The sequence below is a fragment of the Lewinellaceae bacterium genome (assembly GCA_020636105.1).
GTDB lineage: Bacteria > Bacteroidota > Bacteroidia > Chitinophagales > Saprospiraceae > BCD1.
This window is the reverse complement of record JACJYL010000002.1, coordinates 1,013,114-1,033,788: the sequence shown is the minus strand read 5'-3', so window position 1 is coordinate 1,033,788 and position 20,675 is coordinate 1,013,114. Positions and strand designations below refer to the sequence as shown.

General features: G+C 45.1%; 15 protein-coding genes. 11 read left to right on the top strand and 4 right to left on the bottom strand.

Going from position 1 to position 20,675, the window contains the following annotated elements:
- Nucleotides 1-95: 95 nt before the first annotated feature.
- Nucleotides 96-272, top strand: a complete 177-nt coding sequence (locus tag H6571_21205; GenBank protein ID MCB9326273.1) for a hypothetical protein — start codon at nt 96-98, stop codon at nt 270-272.
- Nucleotides 273-730: 458 nt separating this feature from the next.
- Here H6571_21205 and H6571_21200 read toward each other — a convergent pair whose 3' ends face one another.
- Together H6571_21200 and H6571_21195 are read right to left on the bottom strand one after the other, a co-directional pair.
- Entirely contained in the window at nt 731-1,705 is a 975-nt protein-coding gene (locus H6571_21200; GenBank protein MCB9326272.1) for a hypothetical protein, read from the bottom strand.
- Between the two features lie 138 nt (nt 1,706-1,843).
- Complete coding sequence (locus H6571_21195; GenBank protein MCB9326271.1) at nt 1,844-2,449, bottom strand: SGNH/GDSL hydrolase family protein; 606 nt, start codon at nt 2,447-2,449, stop codon at nt 1,844-1,846.
- 577 nt (nt 2,450-3,026) lie between these two features.
- Between H6571_21195 and H6571_21190 the strand changes: the two genes are divergently transcribed.
- From H6571_21190 to H6571_21160, 7 genes are all read left to right on the top strand, one after another.
- A complete protein-coding gene (locus H6571_21190; protein ID MCB9326270.1) occupies nt 3,027-4,688 on the top strand; it encodes a tetratricopeptide repeat protein in 1,662 nt (553 codons plus the stop codon).
- Between the two features lie 233 nt (nt 4,689-4,921).
- On the top strand, nt 4,922-6,979 hold the full coding sequence (locus H6571_21185) for a metallophosphoesterase (protein ID MCB9326269.1): 2,058 nt from the start codon (nt 4,922-4,924) through the stop codon (nt 6,977-6,979).
- A 199-nt stretch (nt 6,980-7,178) separates the two neighbouring features.
- Nucleotides 7,179-7,676 (top strand): TlpA family protein disulfide reductase, encoded by a 498-nt coding sequence (locus H6571_21180; GenBank protein ID MCB9326268.1) that lies wholly within the window; start codon nt 7,179-7,181, stop codon nt 7,674-7,676.
- A gap of 374 nt (nt 7,677-8,050) precedes the next feature.
- Nucleotides 8,051-8,644, top strand: coding sequence for an RNA polymerase sigma factor (locus tag H6571_21175; protein ID MCB9326267.1), 594 nt, complete (start codon nt 8,051-8,053; stop codon nt 8,642-8,644).
- Nucleotides 8,637-9,287, top strand: coding sequence for a TlpA family protein disulfide reductase (locus tag H6571_21170; GenBank protein MCB9326266.1), 651 nt, complete (start codon nt 8,637-8,639; stop codon nt 9,285-9,287). The genes H6571_21175 and H6571_21170 overlap by 8 nt, the downstream gene beginning before the upstream one ends.
- Nucleotides 9,288-9,485: 198 nt before the next feature.
- Complete coding sequence (locus H6571_21165; protein ID MCB9326265.1) at nt 9,486-9,866, top strand: hypothetical protein; 381 nt, start codon at nt 9,486-9,488, stop codon at nt 9,864-9,866.
- A gap of 265 nt (nt 9,867-10,131) precedes the next feature.
- Nucleotides 10,132-10,668 carry a hypothetical protein gene (locus tag H6571_21160; GenBank protein MCB9326264.1) on the top strand — a complete coding sequence of 179 codons (537 nt, stop codon included), beginning with the start codon at nt 10,132-10,134 and terminating at the stop codon, nt 10,666-10,668.
- A gap of 258 nt (nt 10,669-10,926) precedes the next feature.
- Here the strand turns inward: H6571_21160 and H6571_21155 are convergent, their stop codons facing one another.
- On the bottom strand, nt 10,927-11,688 hold the full coding sequence (locus H6571_21155) for a DUF481 domain-containing protein (protein ID MCB9326263.1): 762 nt from the start codon (nt 11,686-11,688) through the stop codon (nt 10,927-10,929).
- 195 nt (nt 11,689-11,883) lie between these two features.
- On the opposite strand from H6571_21155, the gene H6571_21150 reads away from it, so the two are divergent.
- Both H6571_21150 and H6571_21145 read left to right on the top strand, forming a co-directional pair.
- On the top strand, nt 11,884-14,037 hold the full coding sequence (locus H6571_21150; protein MCB9326262.1) for a S9 family peptidase: 2,154 nt from the start codon (nt 11,884-11,886) through the stop codon (nt 14,035-14,037).
- Between the two features lie 122 nt (nt 14,038-14,159).
- Nucleotides 14,160-14,873 carry a hypothetical protein gene (locus tag H6571_21145; GenBank protein ID MCB9326261.1) on the top strand — a complete coding sequence of 238 codons (714 nt, stop codon included), beginning with the start codon at nt 14,160-14,162 and terminating at the stop codon, nt 14,871-14,873.
- A gap of 273 nt (nt 14,874-15,146) precedes the next feature.
- Here the strand turns inward: H6571_21145 and H6571_21140 are convergent, their stop codons facing one another.
- The gene (locus H6571_21140; GenBank protein MCB9326260.1) at nt 15,147-15,941 is read right to left on the bottom strand and encodes a PhzF family phenazine biosynthesis protein; all 795 of its coding nucleotides are present in this window, start codon (nt 15,939-15,941) and stop codon (nt 15,147-15,149) included.
- Between the two features lie 306 nt (nt 15,942-16,247).
- On the opposite strand from H6571_21140, the gene H6571_21135 reads away from it, so the two are divergent.
- Nucleotides 16,248-20,642, top strand: a complete 4,395-nt coding sequence (locus tag H6571_21135; GenBank protein MCB9326259.1) for a T9SS type A sorting domain-containing protein — start codon at nt 16,248-16,250, stop codon at nt 20,640-20,642.
- Nucleotides 20,643-20,675: the final 33 nt, after the last annotated feature.

Below are 20,675 nucleotides of genomic sequence, written 5' to 3'. Positions count from 1 at the left end.
CTTCCTTATTTGATTTTGAATAAAATCAAGAAAACTCAAAAACATCAAACTTATTCTATAACTTTAATGCCATCTATTCACTATAAAAAACAATTATGAGTAAATTACGAGCACAGGCTCCAAAAAACAGTACCGTTATTATAAGTATCGTACTTGTTCTTTTAGGACTTTTTGGCACATCTATTAGCCCTGCGATTGCAGGAAATAGTGAATGGTTTTTGTTAGCGGGTTTTGTATTCCTATTATTGGGAGTGTTTATTAAAGGGTTATAAATTTGAGCGATCAGGTTCACTGAATCGGGAAGACATAGAAATCCCTTATTTTTTGTGTCTTCCTTATTCCTTTATATTTTATTGATTTCTCCCTGTCTTTTGTCACCATACAGCCTTACAAATTATGGTCACAAAAATTTCCTCTAAAACGGATTACGCTTATATTGTTATCCAAAGGAATCCAATGTCTTTCAATTGTTTTTTTTAAATATAATATTCTTTTATTCCGGCTATTTCAAACCAGTAAATCAAAATTACTTGTAGAAGAATTATTGTGGGCACGACAGGATCCGGCTGTTTTACTACCTCAGGAGCAGCTAATCCTACGCTTACTCTGGTGGCCTTGTCTTTGCGTTTGGCGGATCATTTGAAAGGTATGATGCAGTGAGGTTAGGTAAATGACCTGAAGGTTTAACAATTAGATTGCATTTTGTGCTTTAGTGGAAAATATTCACTGCCTAACCCACCATAATTTCCTCTATCAACCCTGCCACTTCCAACCCGGCATGGTTTCCTGTATCGGAAAAGAGGGTTTGGCTGTCTTTTTTGCGGACCAGTTTTGCGGTTATGGAGGAAGTCATGCTTTCGCTGATGCGGCCATCCATAAATCCGGCAATCGGGGAGGCCAGTTCCGTGGCGTCATTTCGATGTGCCACAATTTCGAGTCTGTATTTTTTATTTTCCATGGTGAGTTCCACCGTTTTTTCATCCGCATAGGAACGGACCAGGCGGGTACCGTTGTAGGTGGTGAATTGTATGAGCCGGCCGTCGAAATAAAGCCCCGCAATGAACCCGACAAAGGAGCTGCCGAGCCACGGGATCTTGGCCACGGAAGCTTTTAGGGAAATCCCTTTTTCACTGAAATGGTTGGATTGCATCCAAAAATAGGCGCTGGGGAAGGAGTGCCCCCAATCTTTTTCCATATAACCGCGGCCACCGCTGAAATCTATCTTTTTTTGGTTGATTTCCAGCCATCCTTGAATTTCATGGTCCATGCTCAGGATTCCGTGGTAACATTCCATAAAAGGGACAAACGAATAGGGACCCATGATGCCCGGGGAGTACCATTGTTTTGGCCAGGGCACCTGGTTTTTAAAATGTAATGCTCCTTTGGCGACGGGCAAATTGAGTTTGATAAAGTCTTTTTCAAAAATGTTGTCCCCAATTTCCGTTTTAAACATATCGGACCGGGAAGTGAAATTTTCTGCCGGGATTTTTATATACTCAGCCGTCCGTTTGTTGCCATCCAGTATTTGGATAAAGGCCTGCTTATTTCCCGCCTTGTCCATGGCAATCCCGGGGATAAAAGCAAAGGCATGTTTTTCATCAGCAGATATAACCTTGTAATACCACCCCTCAAAATATTTTTTCTCTTTGCCCCATCCGTGGTAGCGCTCCGGGTTAAATAATGCCTTGATCTTCCTGAATACCATTTTAATTGGTTTGTGTAGTTCAAAAAATGGCATCGATCAAAAACAGGATACCTTTCCAAAGGTAGTGTTTTAGTTATAAAGAAACCGGACAATTTAAAATGTCAATTTTTGAAAATTGAATACTCCAAACAACTTCTATTATTCCCCGATCAAATCAATCACTACCGGTAATATTTTATTTACCCATGCACCATACTGGCTGCCACTTGGGTGAAGGTTATCAAAGGCCAGTGCACCGTTTGAACTTCCCAGCGCCCTGGAGATGTCCGTAATATTGATAAAAGGAATGTTTTGGGCATAACATTTTTGCGACATATAATTATTATACATGTCCAGTTCTTCCCCGATTTGCTGACTATTCCCGGCCCCGTAAGGTGTTACGCCGTAATCCGGGATAGAGACCACAAAAAACCTGTCTTCCCCGTTGGCAAGGGCCTGGGATATATTCAGCAGGGAATCAAATTCGGTCTGGAATTGACTGAAAGACAATCCCTGGTACTGGTTATTGACCCCGATTAAAAGGGAAACCAGGTCATAATTTTTGGGGTTCTGGCTGGCAATGGCATTCAACAGATTTCCCGTCGTCCATCCGGTTTGGGCAATGATTTTGAGTTCACTGATGAATTTGCCATTTTCCCCAAGCCGGTTGCTCAGTTGAACGGGCCACCGCAATTCAGCCTCAACACTTTGTCCGATGGTATAAGAATCACCCAATGCCAGATAGGTAAAGGTATCTGTGGTCATAGTGTCAACAGGCTCGTCGATAGGCTCCTCTGTATCGATAGGTTCTGTGGGTACTATGGGATCCTCTTGCTTCTCAGAACAAGCAGACCAAGCCGAACAGGTGACTAGTAAAATAAGGGCTAATTGAGGAATCTTAATTTTGTTTAGGCTAGACATTTTACGCTCTATTTGTTATGTAATGAAGTGAAAAATTCTTTTCTGGGTTATATTTGACCATGGATAATATAACCGCAGTTATGCATCATTGGGCTTTCGACCTTAATGATAAATAACAGCATGAACAGTAAAAAAGGTTTATGAGGCTGTATAACCATAAACCTATTTAAACCCTTTTTTCTCCATAGGATTCCTTATCCGTGATCCTTTATAAAGCTGTTTAAAAGATTTCCCAACATCTCCTTTCATTCCGTCGGGCTGTTGACCACCCTTAACGGGGAATTGCCTCAAATGGAAAACCTTGCCGGGGCATTATCTTTGAAGATTTTGCATTGGTTTGAAGTATTTTACTCTTGCTCTGATTTGATGTTACATTGCAACTTTTTCCCTTAAAACCTATCTTTACCTGAAAAACTGACTTATGAAAAACCTTACCCTACTCTTATTTTTACTCTTTTCAACCACTATTTCTTTCGCCCAGGTCAATATCTCCGCCGACAAATGGCAAGAGGATCTGCGTTTCCTGCAGCATACGGTTCATAAGGATTATTCCTTTTTGTTTAAGAAGGTGACGGCTGACGATTTCGATGCCGGAGTGGAAAAATTGTACAAGGAAATTCCGGACATGCAGGAACATGAGATCATCGTGGGCTTTGCAAGGATCGTTTCCCTGTTCGGTTACGGCCATACCGCTCTGTGGTTATACTCCTTCGGAGATCAGGACCGATTTAAATTTCACCAGGTGCCTTTCAATATGATGGCTTTCAGCGACGGCATCTACCTCCAGGGAGTGGAAAAGGATTATTATAACGGCCTCGGAGCACAGGTGCTGGAGGTGGAAGGAATACCCATTGAGGAGGTGTTGGAAATGGTTAAACCAGCTTTCCCGTCAGAGAATGACCAGTTCTTTAAAGCTTATGGGCTGAACTACCTGCGCATCCCGGAAGTGTTGCATGCCCAAAAAGTCATGAAAGAGTTGAAACCGGAAGTGACGCTGACGCTTAAAAAAGGAGGCTTTACCTTTAGGCAGACCTATAAAGCGATTGCGATGGATAAGTTCCCCGGCCATTACGGTTATGTTCAGGGATCGGAGGAATGGCTGGATGCCCGGGAGGAAGGGGATTTGCCCTTGTATCTGAAAGATCTTGAAAAAATCTATTTCTACGAATACCTTCCGGAATACAAAACCGTTTACGTCCGCCAAAGCCAGATCCAGGATGATCCTTCAGAAGATATTCCAACCTTTTATGATAAAGTTTTTAAGTTCATAGAGGAACATGATGTGGAAAAGCTGCTGCTGGACGTACGCCTCAACGGTGGAGGCAACAACTACAAAAACAAACCAGTGGTGACCGGCATCATCCGGACGGAAAAGATTAATCAACCCGGGAAGTTATTTGTCATCACCGGGCGGCGCACCTTTTCTGCCTGCCAGAACCTGGTCAATGAGCTGAGCAATTATACGGAAGCCATTTTTGTTGGCGAACCCACGGGAGAGAATATCAATTTTTACGGAGACAACCGCGAGGTGGTCTTGCCCAACAGCAATATTCCTGTGCGCTTGTCTTACGCGTGGTGGCAGGATAAACCGCAATGGGAAAACGGCCCATGGACGGCTCCTCACATTGCTGTGGAGGTGAGTTCCGAAGATTACCGCACCAACTATGACCCGGTATTACAGGCAGCGCTGGATTTTTCTGCCGATCAATTCATCCTTGACCCTATGCAGCACCTTACCAACCTATATACGACTGGAAAAATGGAGCAATTGCAAGCGGATGCGGCACGTATTATCCATGATCCGATGTACCGGTTTTTCGACTTTGAAGGAGAATTCAACAAAGCGGGCTACAATGTACTAAAGGGCGGCGATATCGGAACAGCCATTGCCATTTTTACTTTTGTCACACAGTTTTTCCCTGAATCTCCCAACGCCTGGGACAGCCTCGCAGAAGCTTACTGGAAAGCCGGAGACCTTGAAAAAGCAAAAGCTTATTACAATAAGGCCATTTCCCTGAATCCTGACGGGAAAATGGGCGATAATGCAAGGAACATGCTGAGGAAGATGGAGGAGAAGGAATGACCTGAATTTTTGTTACGGGTTGCGGATTCATGAACCCGCAACCCGTAATATTTTGATTTTAAGCATGCGCTTAGTTTTTTGCATGAAAGAAAGACTTCGGTGCATTGCCGGGGCAGTATTTTCTTTTCTATACTCTTTTGTCTCGAAGGCTTTAGCCTGTTTTATTGGCGAGCACTCAACCCTTTTGCTTCAAATAATGTATTTTAGAGTAAGATTAGCAAAAACTATAGAAAATGAACACACGCCATCAAATGCCGGCACCAGCATCAATAGTCCCACTGTTGATTTTTCTTTTTTCCTCTGTCTTATTGCCAGCCCAAAAAAATGCCAGCTATTTTGACGGCCCTTATATCTTTGACCAAAAAGACAGCCTTCACCTGCAATGGATAGAACGCGGGGTGCCGCACGATTCCTTAATCGCCAAAAAGGAGGCCGGGCTTTTTAAAAGGGATAGTCTTCCGGTGGTGGATCTCAGCGACCTGGGATTTAAAACGGACAACAAAACTTCTTATGATGAGGTGGACAAAGTCGTTGCCGTCAGTGATGTGCATGGTCAATACGACATTCTGATCCGGCTATTAAAAGCACATGGCGTGATCGATAATGAGATGCATTGGGCTTTTGGAAAAGGACACCTTGTGGTCAATGGGGACAATTTTGACCGGGGCGACAGGGTGCTGGACATCCTTTGGTTTTTGTTTTTTCTCCAAAAAGAAGCGGAAGCGGCGGGAGGCAAGGTGCATACTTTACTCGGCAATCACGAGATTATGGTGTTGAACGGCGACCTGAGGTATGTCAACAAGAAATACTATTATACTTCGGCAGCTTTTACCGTTCCATACGACCAGTTTTTTCGCAAGGGATCCATCCTGGGAGATTGGATTGCCAGTCAAAAGGTCATCATGTCGATCAATCATAAATTATTTGTTCATGCAGGGGTTTCTCCTTCTTTTTTGAGAATGGGGTACTCCATGAAAAAGGTCAACAAGACCTTCAGCACAAAGATTCTCCGGCAGCCGGCAGCGGATATTTTGAATGACAGGGATCTGACCATGTTGTATAAAGGAGATGGGCCGGTATGGTACAGGGGCTATTTTGACAGCACCAGGGTCAATCTGGATAGTGTGAATTATATTTTAAAAGGCCTGGATCAGGAGACCATTATTATCGGGCACACCAGTCTGGACAGTATCACTACCCTTTTTGGCGGAAAAATAATTGGTATTGATTGCAGTATTAAACTGGGAAAAAGCGGCCAGCTGCTCATCATGGAAAAGGATAAAATTTTTATCGGGAATATGGAGGGGAACAGGAAAGCGATGGCCTATGTTCCCAAGCCTGTAAGGCAGAGCCTGTTTGATTATATCTACGGCCTTGATTATTTGCCAAGACTGGATATTAAAACGGATGTAGGCCAATGGTTGAGGAAGAGTAAAACAGAAGAATATTTTGAAGCCGGCGTAAAATTATCCGACCACAACGGGGCCGAGTTGCTGAGTCTTCCGGCAAGGATGCGCGCCAGGGGCAATACGCGTAAACTGGTGTGCCGTTTTCCTCCTGTGAAACTCGATTTTGAGAAACCACTGTTGGATTCACTTGGATTTCAAACCCTTGATAAATTGAAACTGGTCTTTCCCTGCGGCGAAAATAAAGACGAACAGGAAATGCTTTACAAAGAATTTTTTTGCTACGATCTTTACGCCCTCATAGATTCCAACGGATTAAGGGCTAAGCTTGTAGAGGTGACGCTTACCGATGAGGAGAAGAAAAATTTTCAGATTACAGGTTTCCTGATAGAAGACGAAGAAGAATATGCCAGGAGGAAAAGTGCCAGAATTTTGGATAATGCCCAAATAAATGCCTCCGGCATGGATCGGGAATCCTTCGTCAATATGGAATTTTTTCAATACATGATTTCCAATACCGATTGGTTCCTCCGCACCCGGCATAACCTGGAATTGGTCAAACTCCCGGAAATGGAAAGGGCTACGGCTATTGCGTATGATTTTGATTATTCGGGATTTGTCGGCCACGAATACGCTGTTCCTCATGAATCCCTTCCCATAAAGAGCGTCCATGAAAGATACTTTTTTTCTTACCCGATATCGGAAAAAGAGTTTTACCGGGCAGTGGCCTATTTCCTTTCCATTGAAGAAGAAGTGTATGCTCTTTGCGATCAGGCTACGTATATGAATCCTAAAACCATCCAGGAAAATAAAGCCTACCTCGCCGAATTTTTTAAATTATTAAAGCACCCCAAAAAGTTGCGGGCGGAAATGGTGAAGGAGTAGGGAATGATTACTGTTTACCTGTAACCTCTCTATATTTTTTGACCATTCGAGGCATTTCAAAAATTCAACCCCAAGCAACACAGCCTTATCCCCGCGTCCTCTGCGGTTAAATTTTTTTAACCTCCCCATGCATTATTCTCAAAAACGAGTAGTCTTTAGAAAGTGAATTATTTTTTAACCACCTAAAATTTTACTTTCTATGAAGTTCCTGACTGTTATTTTACTGACCGCTTTTGTAGGCTTTGCGGCTTTTGTGACACCCGGCGATGAAAAAGTTGCCCCGGAAATTGCGCTGAAAAATCCGGATGGCGTGGAGATGAAATTATCCGATCTGAAAGGCAACGTCGTTTTGGTCGACTTCTGGGCCTCCTGGTGCAGGCCCTGCCGTGTCAAACACCCAGAACTGGTGAGCGTTTACAATGAATTTAAGAGCGCCAAATTTAAAGGAGCCAAAGGGTTTCAGATCTACAGCGTTTCCCTGGACAAATACAAAGAGGCCTGGGTAGACGCTATCAAAAAGGATGGACTGACCTGGAAAAACCATGTATCTGACCTGAAAGGCTGGCAATCTGAGGCGGCAAGGACTTATGGGGTCAACAGTATTCCTTCCAATGTGTTGCTGAACGCAAAAGGGGAGATCATCTCAACAAATTTGCATGGCGATCGTTTAAGGGAAGCGTTGAAGAAGTTGCAGTAAGTGTTTCGAGGTGACACCTTAAGCCATCGCTCTTTGGCCTGCATGGCGAAGATGTCACCTCATCAACACTAAACGATCATCGAGCATTTTTGTCTGGATCAGGATTTTCAAGATTATAGGATTTTCAGGATAGGTTGTTCTCTGTTAATCAAAAGCCTTTTAACTTTTTTGCGACAATACAACGAGTAACCAGCAACGAGTAACCAGCAACGAGCAACGAGCATTTTTGTCTGGATCAGGATTTTCTGGATTATAGGATTTTCAGGATAGGTTGTTCCCTGTTAATCAAAAGCCTTTTAACTTTTTTGCGACAATACAAACGAGTAACCAGCAACGAGTAACGAGTAACCAGCAACGAGCAACGAGTAACCCGAATGTCAGTAAACAATTCTAACGTGCCAGAGCAGCGTTCATTTATTGAGCCATTAAAAGACGTGATCGAACAGGCAAAACGAGGCGACCAGCAGGCCATGCATCGCCTTTATGTGCTATACGCCAAAGCTATGCTGAATACGGCATACAGGATCCTCAATCATCCGGAAGATGCCGAGGACGTTTTGCAGGAAGCTTTCATCAATGTATTTTCCCGGCTGAGCCAGTACAATTATCAATCGACGTTTGGGGCCTGGGTGAAAAGGATCGTGATCAATAAAAGCATAGATGCCCTTAAAAAGAAACATCAGAACGTCTTCCTGACGGAAGCTTCTGCGGCCGGGGAGGAAATGGGGTCAGCCTTTTCTTCCGAAGATACAGATGACCTGGACCAAAAACTGAATCTTTTATACAAAGCTTTACACGCATTACCTGACGGTTATCGCACGGTTTTTTCGCTGTATATGCTGGAAGGTTACGACCATAATGAAATTTCAGAAATTCTGAAGATCGAGGTGTCAACCTCCATTTCGCAACTGTCAAGGGCAAAGAAAAAAATAATATCGTTAACCCAAAATTTTCAGCATCATGGATGAATTGGATCAATTATTCAAATCCCACAAGGAGGCATTTGATCGTCTGGAGCCCCGGAGTAATTCATGGACCACGATCAAAGAGGCTGTGGACAAAGGCAATGAATCCGACGTGGAAAAACATATCCACCGGCCAGTCCACCGGCGTTCTTTATTAAAGCTGGCCGCTGCATTGGTCTTGTTGCTGGGAGTGACTTCCGTTTGGTTGTTGAACTGGCGAGGACAACAGGCGAAATTTGACCAAATCGTTCTGCATTCTCCGCAAGGAGAACCCGTAAGGCTGGATCCTGCTCAAAACAAATTCACCCTGGTACAGTTCTGGGCCTCCGGTAATGCTATCTGTACGGAGGAAAATTGTTATTACTACCTGCCAGCCTATGAAAAGTACAAGGATCACGGTTTCGAAATTTACGCTATTTCGGTGGACGAGGACATCAACGCCTGGGTCAACGGCATTGAAGAAAATCACCTGCCCTGGATTCATGTGTCCGACCTGAAAGGGTGGGATTCCCCTGTTTGTATCGAATGCAATATCACCAAGGTGCCTTCCAATTTCCTGCTCAACCACAAAGGAAAGATCATTGCCCGCGACCTGGATGCGAAAGACCTGGAAATCACTTTGGATCGTTTGCTGGCGTTACAGTAAGAGCCCAAAATTGAATCATCCTGAATTTAAAAAAAACAATCCGTCACTCAAAAAAATTGCCTCATTTTTCTTATTTTGCCCCCTAAATAAAATGTAAAATCATGGCCAATCCTCCGGATTATCTCATGCCTTTGCTGCATTCCATTGAAACAACTGTTTTATCCGTGTCGAATGAATTAAAAGAAAATGTTTTATAATATGAGCATTAAGCATTTTGGGATAATTTTTTTATTTGTTATTTTGTTATTGGCCTGTGGTCAAAAAGAGGAAACCATCGTAGGAGAATGGCGCGGTAAAAACCATTCCGGCCAGGATATTGGTTGGTTCTTTGATGGGATGGGGAAAGCCGTTTCCACCAAGGGCGGAACTGCGCAGGATATGTTCTACAGTACGGATGATTCCAAAACGCCTCACCACCTCAATCTCAACTCCACCGTGGATACCAATACACTGAGGGCCATCTACCAGTTCACGGAAAAAGGCAAACTCGTCATAGGCATCAACAATGATTTGGTCACCAAACGCCCTGGCGGTTTCGAAGAGAAAGGCGTGCAAAAACTGATCCTGACGAGGAAGTAGCGTAGTAGTGCGTAGCATCGAGATGACACCTTTTGCCTTCGCGCCATGCCGCCCGGCGAAGATGTCACCTCGTGTGTACAGCAACCATAACAAGTTTTAACCCCCTTTAACAAAACCTTAGTTGTTTTTCATAGTGGTTTGTCGGAACTTTAAGCATCATATAATCAGACGGTTGGCCGCAGAAAGGAAAAAGTAGAAACGTTGAGTCAATTGTCTTATTGAAGTGTATTAAACCAAAGATTTCAATCATAAACAAACCCGTAAGATGAAAAAATTATTTTTCCTGCTGCTCCCTCTGCTCACTGTATTAAGTTGTAAGGACGATCCCTGTGATAATGTATTTTGTTATAATGACGGCTACTGCGTTGATGGTACCTGCGAGTGTCCCCTTGGTTATATTGGCGAAGATTGCGGTTTCCAGGTCACGCCTCAAAAGATCGTTATAAAATCAATTATTGTGACCGATTTCCCGGGTGATGACAATGGTTATTCCTGGGACGCCGGCAGCGATCCGGACATTTATCCGACTATTTACAAAGACGATGAGTTGATCTTTGAATCTTCCGCTTATTTTATAGATGCCTATCCTGGTGATATCTACGAATTTGAAATGGAATTCGACCTGACCGAGCCCAATGATTATTATGCCATCGTTTTATACGATTATGACGAGATCGGCGATGATGATTATATGGCGGGGATTGAATTCAGGCCGTATCATGATACCAATGGTTTCCCGGAAGAGATAGAACTTTACGCAGGGGGACTTGGGGTTACACTGGTGGTAGAATATTATTTTTAATCAGGAAAGTGAAAAAATTAACTGTAATGGGCCTTTGGAATTTTGATTCCCGGGGCCCATTTTTTGTTTCAATGCTAACATTACAAATCTACTCTTTGTCAGGATCAGGATTTTTAGGATTATTGGATTTTCAGGATTGTTTTTTTCGGGTAAAATTGCATGCCTAATTATCCAAACATCCGCACATCCGCACATCCGCACATCCGCACATCCGCACATCCGCACATCCGCACATCCGCACATCCACACATCCACACATCAAAACGCCCATCTCAACCCGTTAGTGAAATTATACACCGTGGCGGGAACATTCTCCGTTTCTTTGGCGAGGCGGCCATCGTAGCTGATGTTGAACTGGATGCGGAACTGTAGGTGATCCGTGAACTTGAAACTCAGGGAATTGACAGAAGAAACCCTCGACTCTGCAAAATTACCGATCAAGGGCTGGTAGTAGGAGGTGCTGGCAAAATCCAGGTTGGGTGTCAACTGCAGATGCACCGACAGGTAACTGCTCAAACGGTGGTCGCGCCAAATGGTATTGGAAGCAACGATTTCATCGTATTCAAACATATACAAGACACCTAGATAGGCTTTTTGCCTGGGTTTGTTGTATAACAGGAAACGAGGTCCGGTACCCGCCAGCCACCGCAGGTCGATACGCAATTGCCTGTTGTGCTGAAGCTGGCTAAAAGCTTCCCAGGTGAACCGTTTATTCAGCAAACGACCGTACCGCAAGTGGAAGAATCCGTCATCCTGAAGATTATCCTTTTCATTGATGATCACCCGGTAATCCAAAATGCCCATCCAGGCTCCTTTTGGCCGTATCCAGTCGGCACGAGAGGTGCCTTTGAAAGTGAGCAATTGCTTGGAGGATTGTACCAGGCTGAAGGTCAGGTCCAGCTGGCCGAACAACCCGACGGAATCAATTTTTTTTCGTGAATCTTCAATATTGATAATTTGTGTTCTGGCGGTTGACAGGGCGAAAAAAAGTATACAAAAAACGAGTCCAGCTCTTATCATTAAATCTTTCTTTTTGGTTGAAATTGCTGCAAATTTACTAATTTTGTAGCCATACTTTTGGACCGTTTGGTATGAATTCTGAAAGCAGCAGCCATCTCATCATTAATTTTCAAAGATAAATCTACACTTCATTGACTTATTTCATTACTCGACTTAATTACTCATCTGGCTGACGCCAGGCTTAATAGTACCATCATGCAAAAACACTTATTAATCGTATTCTTGTTCGTTGCCCTGCTGAATAGTTGCGCCGAACAAAAACCGGAATCAGAAGCCATTCAAAACACAATTATCAAAGTGAATTATCCAGAAACAGCAATGGTCGATCAGACCGACGACTACCATGGCACAGAAGTGAAAGATCCTTTTCGCTGGCTGGAAATCGATACCGCCGCCAATGTAAAGAAATGGGTTGACGCTGAAAACGCCGTGACCCAGGGATACCTGGAGCAAATTCCTTTCCGCAAGGCCATCGAAAAACGCCTCACGGAACTTATTAATTACCCTAGACTGAGCTCCCCCTATAAAGTCGGAGAGTATTATTTTTTTAATAAAAATGACGGGTTGCAAAACCAATCGGTCATTTATTTCCAAAAAGGACTGGAAGGCACCCCAGAAGTATTTATCGATCCCAATGCACTTTCTGCAGATGGAACGGTTTCCATCAGTCTCGTAGGTTTTTCTTCGGATGACAAATACGCCGCCTATTCCCGTTCGGAAGGCGGTTCCGACTGGAGTACGCTTCACGTTATGGAAATCGAGACCAAAAAAGAAATGCCCGACGTGCTCAACTGGGTTAAATTCTCCGGGGCTTCCTGGTATAAAAACGGTTTCTTCTACAGCCGTTATCCCGCTCCTGCCAAAGGCATGGAACTTTCCGGAAACAACCAGTACCACTCTGTTTATTACCACGAACTGGGCACTGATCAGTCCAAAGACAAACTGGTTTTTGAAGACCGTAACAATCCTGATTACTACCATTTCGGCGGCGTAACGGAAGACGAAAAATATTTCATTCTCTACCAGCAGCCGGGAACAGACGGTTTTGCGGTAATGTTCAAAGACCTGGAAAATGACGGAAAATTTAAGACCTTGTTTGAAGGATATTCCAACAAAAGCTCTGTCGTGCATCATGTCAATGGAAAATTCCTCGTAAGGACCGACATTGACGCGCCCAACTACAAACTGGTGGCTGTGGACCCTGCCAATCCTGCCAAAGAAAACTGGGTGGAGGTCATTCCGGAAGGTGAAAACCTTCTGCAGGGCGTCAATACCGGTGGGGGCAAGATATTTGCCAATTACCTGAAAAATGCCACTGACTTTTTCTACCAATATGAATACGATGGCAGCGGCATGAAGGAAATTAAATTACCTGGTTTGGGAAGTGCCGGCGGATTCGGAGGCAAGGAAGACGATAAAATTCTATTTTACAGTTTTACCTCATTTACTTATCCAAATACCATTTTCAAATACGATATTGCTACCGGAAAGTCAGAACAATTCTACAAAGCCGAGCTGGAATTCAATCCGGAAGACTATGTTGAAAAGCAGGTATTTTACAAAAGCAAAGACGGCACCGATGTATCCATGTTCATCGTCCATAAAAAAGGGTTAAAAATGGATGGACAGAACCCTGCCTATCTTTACGGCTACGGAGGGTTCAATATCAGTCTTTCACCATCTTTTAGTGCAATGCGAATGGTATTGCTAGAGAACGGCGGGGTGTATGCCATGGCCAATTTACGCGGTGGGGGAGAGTATGGCGAGGAATGGCACAAGGCCGGTATGCTGCTCAACAAACAAAATGTATTCGATGATTTCATCGCTGCGGGTGAATACCTCATTGACCAGGGTTATACTTCCAAAGAAAAACTGGCGATCGCCGGAGGCTCCAATGGAGGATTACTGGTGGGGGCAGCCATGACGCAGCGGCCTGATCTTTTTGCTGTGGCCTTTCCGGCTGTTGGGGTGATGGATATGCTCAGGTATCACCTGTTTACTGTAGGAAAAGGATGGATCCCGGAATACGGCTCCAGTGATGACCCTGAACAATTTGCCAATTTGCTGTCCTATTCTCCTTTGCAAAACCTGAAGGACGGAGTCGAATACCCGGCTACCATGATCACCACTGCAGATCACGATGACCGCGTGGTGCCGGCTCACTCCTTTAAATTTGCGGCAAGACTGCAACAGGCTCAGGCCGGCGATAACCCGGTGTTGATCCGCATTGAGACCAAAGCGGGCCACGGTGCCGGTAAACCGATCGCAAAAGTCATCGAAGAACAGGCTGACCTCTATTCTTTCTTTTTCTACAATACCAATTCTCCTGTGAAATACCTGGAAGATTGATCGAAAAAATAAATTTTATAAAAAAGCCCGGAACAGGTCCTGTTTCGGGCTTTTTTATATCCTGATTTTATAGGTTAGATAATGGTTTTTTTGAATTTTGAAAAATACGTACCTTTGGGAATATGGATAAAAATGAAGCCCTGGAGAATACCGAACTGCTCGAAATAAAAAAAGAGCTCAAACGATTTGCCTATGCCGTATCACATGATCTGCAGGCTCCGTTGCGCATTGTCAACGGTTATGTAAAAATCATCCAGCGTCAATTGGCCGACAGCGAGGATAATGAGTTGAAAGAATATATCGGTTTGGCTGTTGATGGTGTCAAAAAAATGGAAGATTATCTGCGCGACTTGCTGGCTTATTCCAGGGTGATGCATTCCGAGGTGACATACCACCCCATTAAAGTGGCTAACCTAATCGAAGTGGTCAAATACGGGCTGCGTAATGAAATAGAATCCTCCGGGGCGCAGATTACCGCTGAGGAGATTCCGGAAACCATGGAAGGTTCCAAAGAGCTGCTCAAACAACTTTTTTTCCACCTGCTGGGCAATGCCATTAAGTTTCGGAAGGATGGGGAAACACCCGTTATTTTCATTCGAGGGAAGGAGCAGGAAGCGGGCTGGTACTTTGAAATATCAGACAACGGCATCGGTATTCCCGATAACAGCTACGACCGGATTTTCGAACTTTTTCAGCAATTACATCCTGCTGATAAATATGGAGGCAATGGCACGGGACTCGCCATTTGTAAGAAAATTGTAGAAATGCACAACGGGAAAATCGAGGTGACTTCGGATAACGGGAGTACTTTTAGTTTTTTCATTTCAAGGGAGTAGCCATCAGCAAGCGGGCAAAAAAACAGGTTGCGGTACGCTGTACCTTAAGTTAGTTGGCATCAGCTAAAAATGGTATCTCTGAAACAACCCTAACCCTAAAAAACAGGTGCGGAGCACCGAAATATTTGTTACTGAATGCCCCGCCTAAAAGGAAGGTGCAGCACACCGAAACCTATTCAATGATACCCGCAAATGAATTTGATTTAAAGGTAAGATATGTATCAATGATGAAGGCTATTATTTAAAAAATCTGAAAATGCAGCTTAGCCCTGTTTATAAATAATATTCCCCTTTCAGGTAAGTGACCGCCATCCCGGTGATCAGTACCTTTTTTTTATCTTCAGACAACTCACATTCCAGGAATCCGCCCCGTTTCGAAATTTGCCTTGCCGTGAGTTTTGATTTATTGAGTTTTTTGGCCCAATAAGGGGTCAGCGTTGTGTGGGCAGAACCTGTCACAGGATCCTCATCCACCCCGGCGTTTGGGAAAAAACATCGGGAAACAAAGTCACAGTCTTTTCCTGCAGCCGTCACGAGCACCCCGCGGCCACTGACCAGGCCGAGTGCCCGGAAATCCGGAGAAACCTGTTCGACCAACTCCTGCGAGGCTACAACATAAATGATGTCTTCCCTGCCACTGAATGCTTCGAGTGCGGGAATGCCAATCGCTTTTTCGAGTTCGGGAGAGGCCTTCATCAGAGATAGTTCGTCCGCTGGAAAATCCATCAGATAGGTGTTTTTGCCTGCCTGGGAAACCTTTAGTTTACCTATCCTGGTATTGAATTCGAGGGTCGCTTCTGTACCCCCCCATTCGGTAAATAAAATATGAGAGGTAGCCAGGGTGGCGTGTCCGCAAAAATCCACTTCTATCGTTGGGGTAAACCATCGAAGCCCAAAGGTGCTGCCGTTTTTTACAAAAAAAGCCGTTTCGGATAAATTGTTCTCAGCGGCTATCGATTGCATCACCTCATCTGGCAGCCAGGATTCAAGAGGAACCACCGCAGCAGGATTACCTTTAAATAATTGGCCGGTGAAAGCATCGACCTGGAATATTAAATTTTTTGTCATTTTTCAACCATTTTTTTATTTGGCGATGAATTATTTCCGGTATTGGTTAATTTTGAGTTCTCTACCGTACACTTTTTGGGAAAGTCCCGAAAATTTATGTTTGGTTCTCGCAGATAAACGCAGATAAGCGCTGAAAATAAGGCAAAATAACCCAAAATGATCAGCGAAAATCAGCGTGACACAAAAAAGTGTACGGTAGAGAAATTTTGAGCTCCATCCCAATTATCGTTCCCGGAATGATCACCAATTTTTAAAAATCCCCCGCTTACCAATGTTATTCTTATCGAAACAAAAATTTAAATTCTCATGGGTTTACTTAGGCATATTAGCCTTGTGGCATTTTGCATTTTTATCGTTGGGCCAGGATCTTTTTACGCCCAGACTACTGTTGTGGAGCAGCTACTTACGCAAAGGTCGGAAAGTTATCTTCCTCAACCAAAGTATCCTGAATTATTTAAAACCATTCCCCTTATCAATGATGCCAGCCCGGAATGGGTGAAACTGATGTACAGCGAATCACCGAATTATTTTGACATTATCGAGGCTTACAATATTTATTATGCCAGCCATGATTTTGTCAAAAATACTCATACCCAAAATTACCGGTATTTTAACAGGATCGTATCCGGGGAACATTATTATGCAGCCGACGGAACGATTTATATTCCCAATGCCGAGGAAATTCAGGCGCAGGAGGCCTTTTTTAAGGAAAAATACGAAGCCATCCTGGAAAGGCAGGGCCTCGAATCCCGTTTGGGCAACTGGTCAGCCATTGGCCCATTTGAGACTTTCGCCACCGATGGAATCACTTATAAATCTTCACAGGTAAATGTATATGCCATTGACCAGGCAACTTCCAACCCGAATGTCATGTACGCCGGGTCAGAAGGTGGTGGACTCTTTAAAACCATCGACAAAGGCGTAAACTGGACGGCCATCTCCGAAGAGATGGATCTTGGAGGCATCGGGGCCATTGAGGTGGATCCCAATAATGAAAATATTGTTTTTATGGCCCAGGGAAACCGGTTGTATAAAACCGTCAACGGTGGTAGCTCATGGACCATACTAGACGATATCACCAATTTAAAAATAACCGATATTTCCATCAATCCCTCCAATTCCAATGTCGTATTGACGGCAGGAGAAAAAGGACTGAAACGCAGCATCGACGGTGGCCTGAGCTGGGTGACCATTTTGTCAGACAAATGCTGGGATATTGAGTTGAAAACCGATGATCCGAATACAGTCTTCGTGGCCAAAACGAATCCGGCCATGGTGCGCACCGAGATTTGGAAATCAACGGATAATGGGCAAACTTTTTTCGCCAAAACCACAGGGTGGTTCAACCCGATCGGCGGAGTGGCCGCTTCAACGGGAGGTGCCCGCATTGGCGTGACGAATGCCGATCCCAACCGGATCTACGTGATCCTTATCGGAGAAGAGAATGATGCGGTGGATGATAACAATTACATCGGCATTTACAGAAGCGATGACGCAGGGGAGAGCTGGCACACTCCTTACGATGGCAATGGCGACGGCAACCCGGATAATGAGCCGGGCGGTCCCTATAGTGATGACCACTGGTGTTTTACCCATTTTGGGTTGACCACAACGGGATACAACCAGGGTTTTTACGACCTCGCCATTGATGTCTCCGATACCGATCCTGATAAATTTCTCGTAGGTTCGCTCAACTTATTCAAATCTGATGACGGCGGGGTAAGCTACACTGCCTGGGGCGGATACCAGTGCCAAAGTTGTGGATCGGGTTATCGCCATCCGGATATCCAGGAAATTGAGATCAACGGCGCCGATGTCTGGGTGACGTCCGATGGAGGCATAGATTATTACGATAGTAACCTGAATTTTATATCCTCCCGCACCAAAGGCATCAACGGTTCTGCTTATTGGGGGCTGGGCCAGGGGTGGAATGAAGATGTCGTGACGGGCGGCCGTTATCACAACGGCAACGGGGCACATTACGAGGGATATCCTGCAGGTCAGTTTCTTGCTCTGGGTGGAGGGGAGGCGGCTTCCGGTTATGTCAGCCAGGGAGAAAACAGAAAGGTTTACCATAGTGACATCAGCGGGAAATTGTTGCCTGCCACTATAACCGGCGGAGTTTCTGACATTACGAATTATAGTTTGTTTCCCAACGAAAGTTATGTGCCCAACACAAAAAGTGAGATCGTCACGGATCCGCGTTCCTGGAACATATTGTATCTCGGTAATGGCAATAAAGTATGGAAAAGCGTGGATGGGGGAAGCTCTTTCAATGTGATAGGCTCCTTTGGTACCTCCGATTCCGATAAGGTGCTCGGGATCGAAATTTCCAGGAACAACCCCGATGTGATTTATGCGGTTCAGCGTATTTCGGGCGGAGGGAAAGTATGGAAGACCCTCAATGGGGGAACCAACTGGACAGAGCTGACCCTTCCGTCAACCACCACTGAAATGTATATTTCCGTCAGCGCCGAAGATGAGAATGAAATATATCTCGCCCTGGATAACGGGTATTCAAACGCCAATAAAGTGTTCCGTTCCACCAACGGAGGCAGTTCATGGGCCAATATTTCAAACTCTATTTTTAATGGGGAATGGCCCAAAGCTATCCATGTGCAGGACGGCACCAATGGTGGTCTTTACCTGGTAACCACCAAAAAAGTTTATTATCGCAACAACATCTCCGGCTGGAAATTGTATTCTGACGGATTGCCGGCCAAGATCAATTATGAAGGCTTTTTGCCCTTTTATCGCGACGAAAAGATACGCCTGGCTACCGAAAACAAAGGCCTTTGGGAAAGTGATTTCTACGAACCTTCTTCCCTGGTGGCGCAACCCATGGTGGATAAGGCGGAAGGTTTTTGCACAAGAGATACCTTTTATTTTGAAGATTATTCTATACGCAGGGCCGGAGCCAGCTGGACCTGGTCTTTTTCACCGGCCCCTTTGTGGGTGAGTTCTACTACCGTTCGCAATCCAAAGGTCGTCTTTGGGGCGGTGGGCTCCTTTACGGTGACCATGACGGTGACCAATGCAGGGGGCGGTTCCGATGCGAAAACGGTGACCAATATGGTGACCATCACCGCAGAGTGTGATGCAGACAAAGTGCCCGGGAATGCAATGCAGTGTTCCAACGATGGCGATTATGCCAACGTGCCCAATATGAATTTGACGACCAATACGATAACGTTTACCGCCTGGGTCAAACCCAACGGCATCCAGCCCGATTACTCGGGAATCGTGATGAATGACGGCACGACCGCCGGCATGAACTTCCGCGAAGGAAAACTGGCCTACCACTGGCCCAACGGTGCATGGTGGTGGAATTCCGGGTTGGTTGTTCCTGACAATGAATGGTCATATGTGGCTTTGGTCGCTACACCATCAGGAATCACCCTTTATGTCAACGGGGTGGGGGCCACCCATAATTTTTCGGCAGGGGTAGTCGATTTCGGCACCATGAAGCTCGGCAGTTACAAAGGCTGGGGCGGAAGAAACTTTAACGGGGATATGGATGAAGTATGCATTTACGACAGGGCGCTGAGCCAGGATGAAATCCGGGAGCTGATGCACCTGACCAAGGTGCCTTCAGCCGATGCCAGCCTGATTCATTATTACCAGTTCAACCGGGCCTCAGGCATTGTTACGGATCGGGCAGGAAATTTACATGCTACCCTGGCCAGCGGAGCGGTCCGCACCCTTTCCACAGCACCCGTGGGCGGAGGACGCAGCTACCGTATGAGCGTTACCAATGGGGGGGTAAAAGTATTTCCCAACACGGACCTGACCCTGGAATTCCCCCCTTCAGGAATTTATCCCAATGGGGAACTTGTAGTCAGCAAGCTCGAAGTAGTTCCTGATCAAACTCCGGGAATTCAACCGACCCCGGAAAAGCGATACTGGATTGTCAATAATTACGGGACCAATACCACTTTTTCCGCATTGACAAGTTTGAAATTTGACGGACTTTCCGGTATTACAACAGCCAACAGCGGCAGTGAATACAAATTACACAAAAGAGCTTCCACCGCTCATGGCAATACCTGGAGCAGTGAACTGGACTATGCAGATGCCGCAACTTCCACCAGCCTGATTTTTGGACAGGACAACAGCATCAGCAGCTTCGGCCAGTTGGCGATCAATAAGGCTTCGGCTGTTTTGCCCGTGGAACTGATCGGGTTCACCGTTACCAAAAAAGATGAAAAGTCGGCTTTGTTAAATTGGCAGACCGCCAGCGAGATTAATACCACTCATTTTGAAGTAGAACGAAGCCGCGACGGGCAGCAGTTTCAATACATGACTACCGTAATGGCCCTGGGCAACCCAAATGAAGGGGCAATATATTCAATGGAAGACCCTGATCCATTCAAGGGTACCACCTACTACAGGCTCAAAATGGTGGATGTAGATGGTCGCTTTGCCTGGTCGCCGATCAGGAGCATCGTGCTCAATGCCCTGCCCGAACAGATTATGGTCTATCCCAACCCGGTAAGCGACAGCCGGGTGCTGAATATAAAAAGTGTCTTTAACACGCCGGTGAATTTTGAAATGTTCGATGCTTCCGGCAAGCGTGTCAGATCAGCTGTGATAGAAAATGGCAACGGGACCGTCGGTTTAAAGGATCTTCCGGCCGGAGCCTATTTTTTCCTGGTCAAGGGCGACGCATTCATGAAAAACGGCCGATTGATCGTGGAATGATGGTGGGGAATGAAGATTGTTGATTTTGTGAAT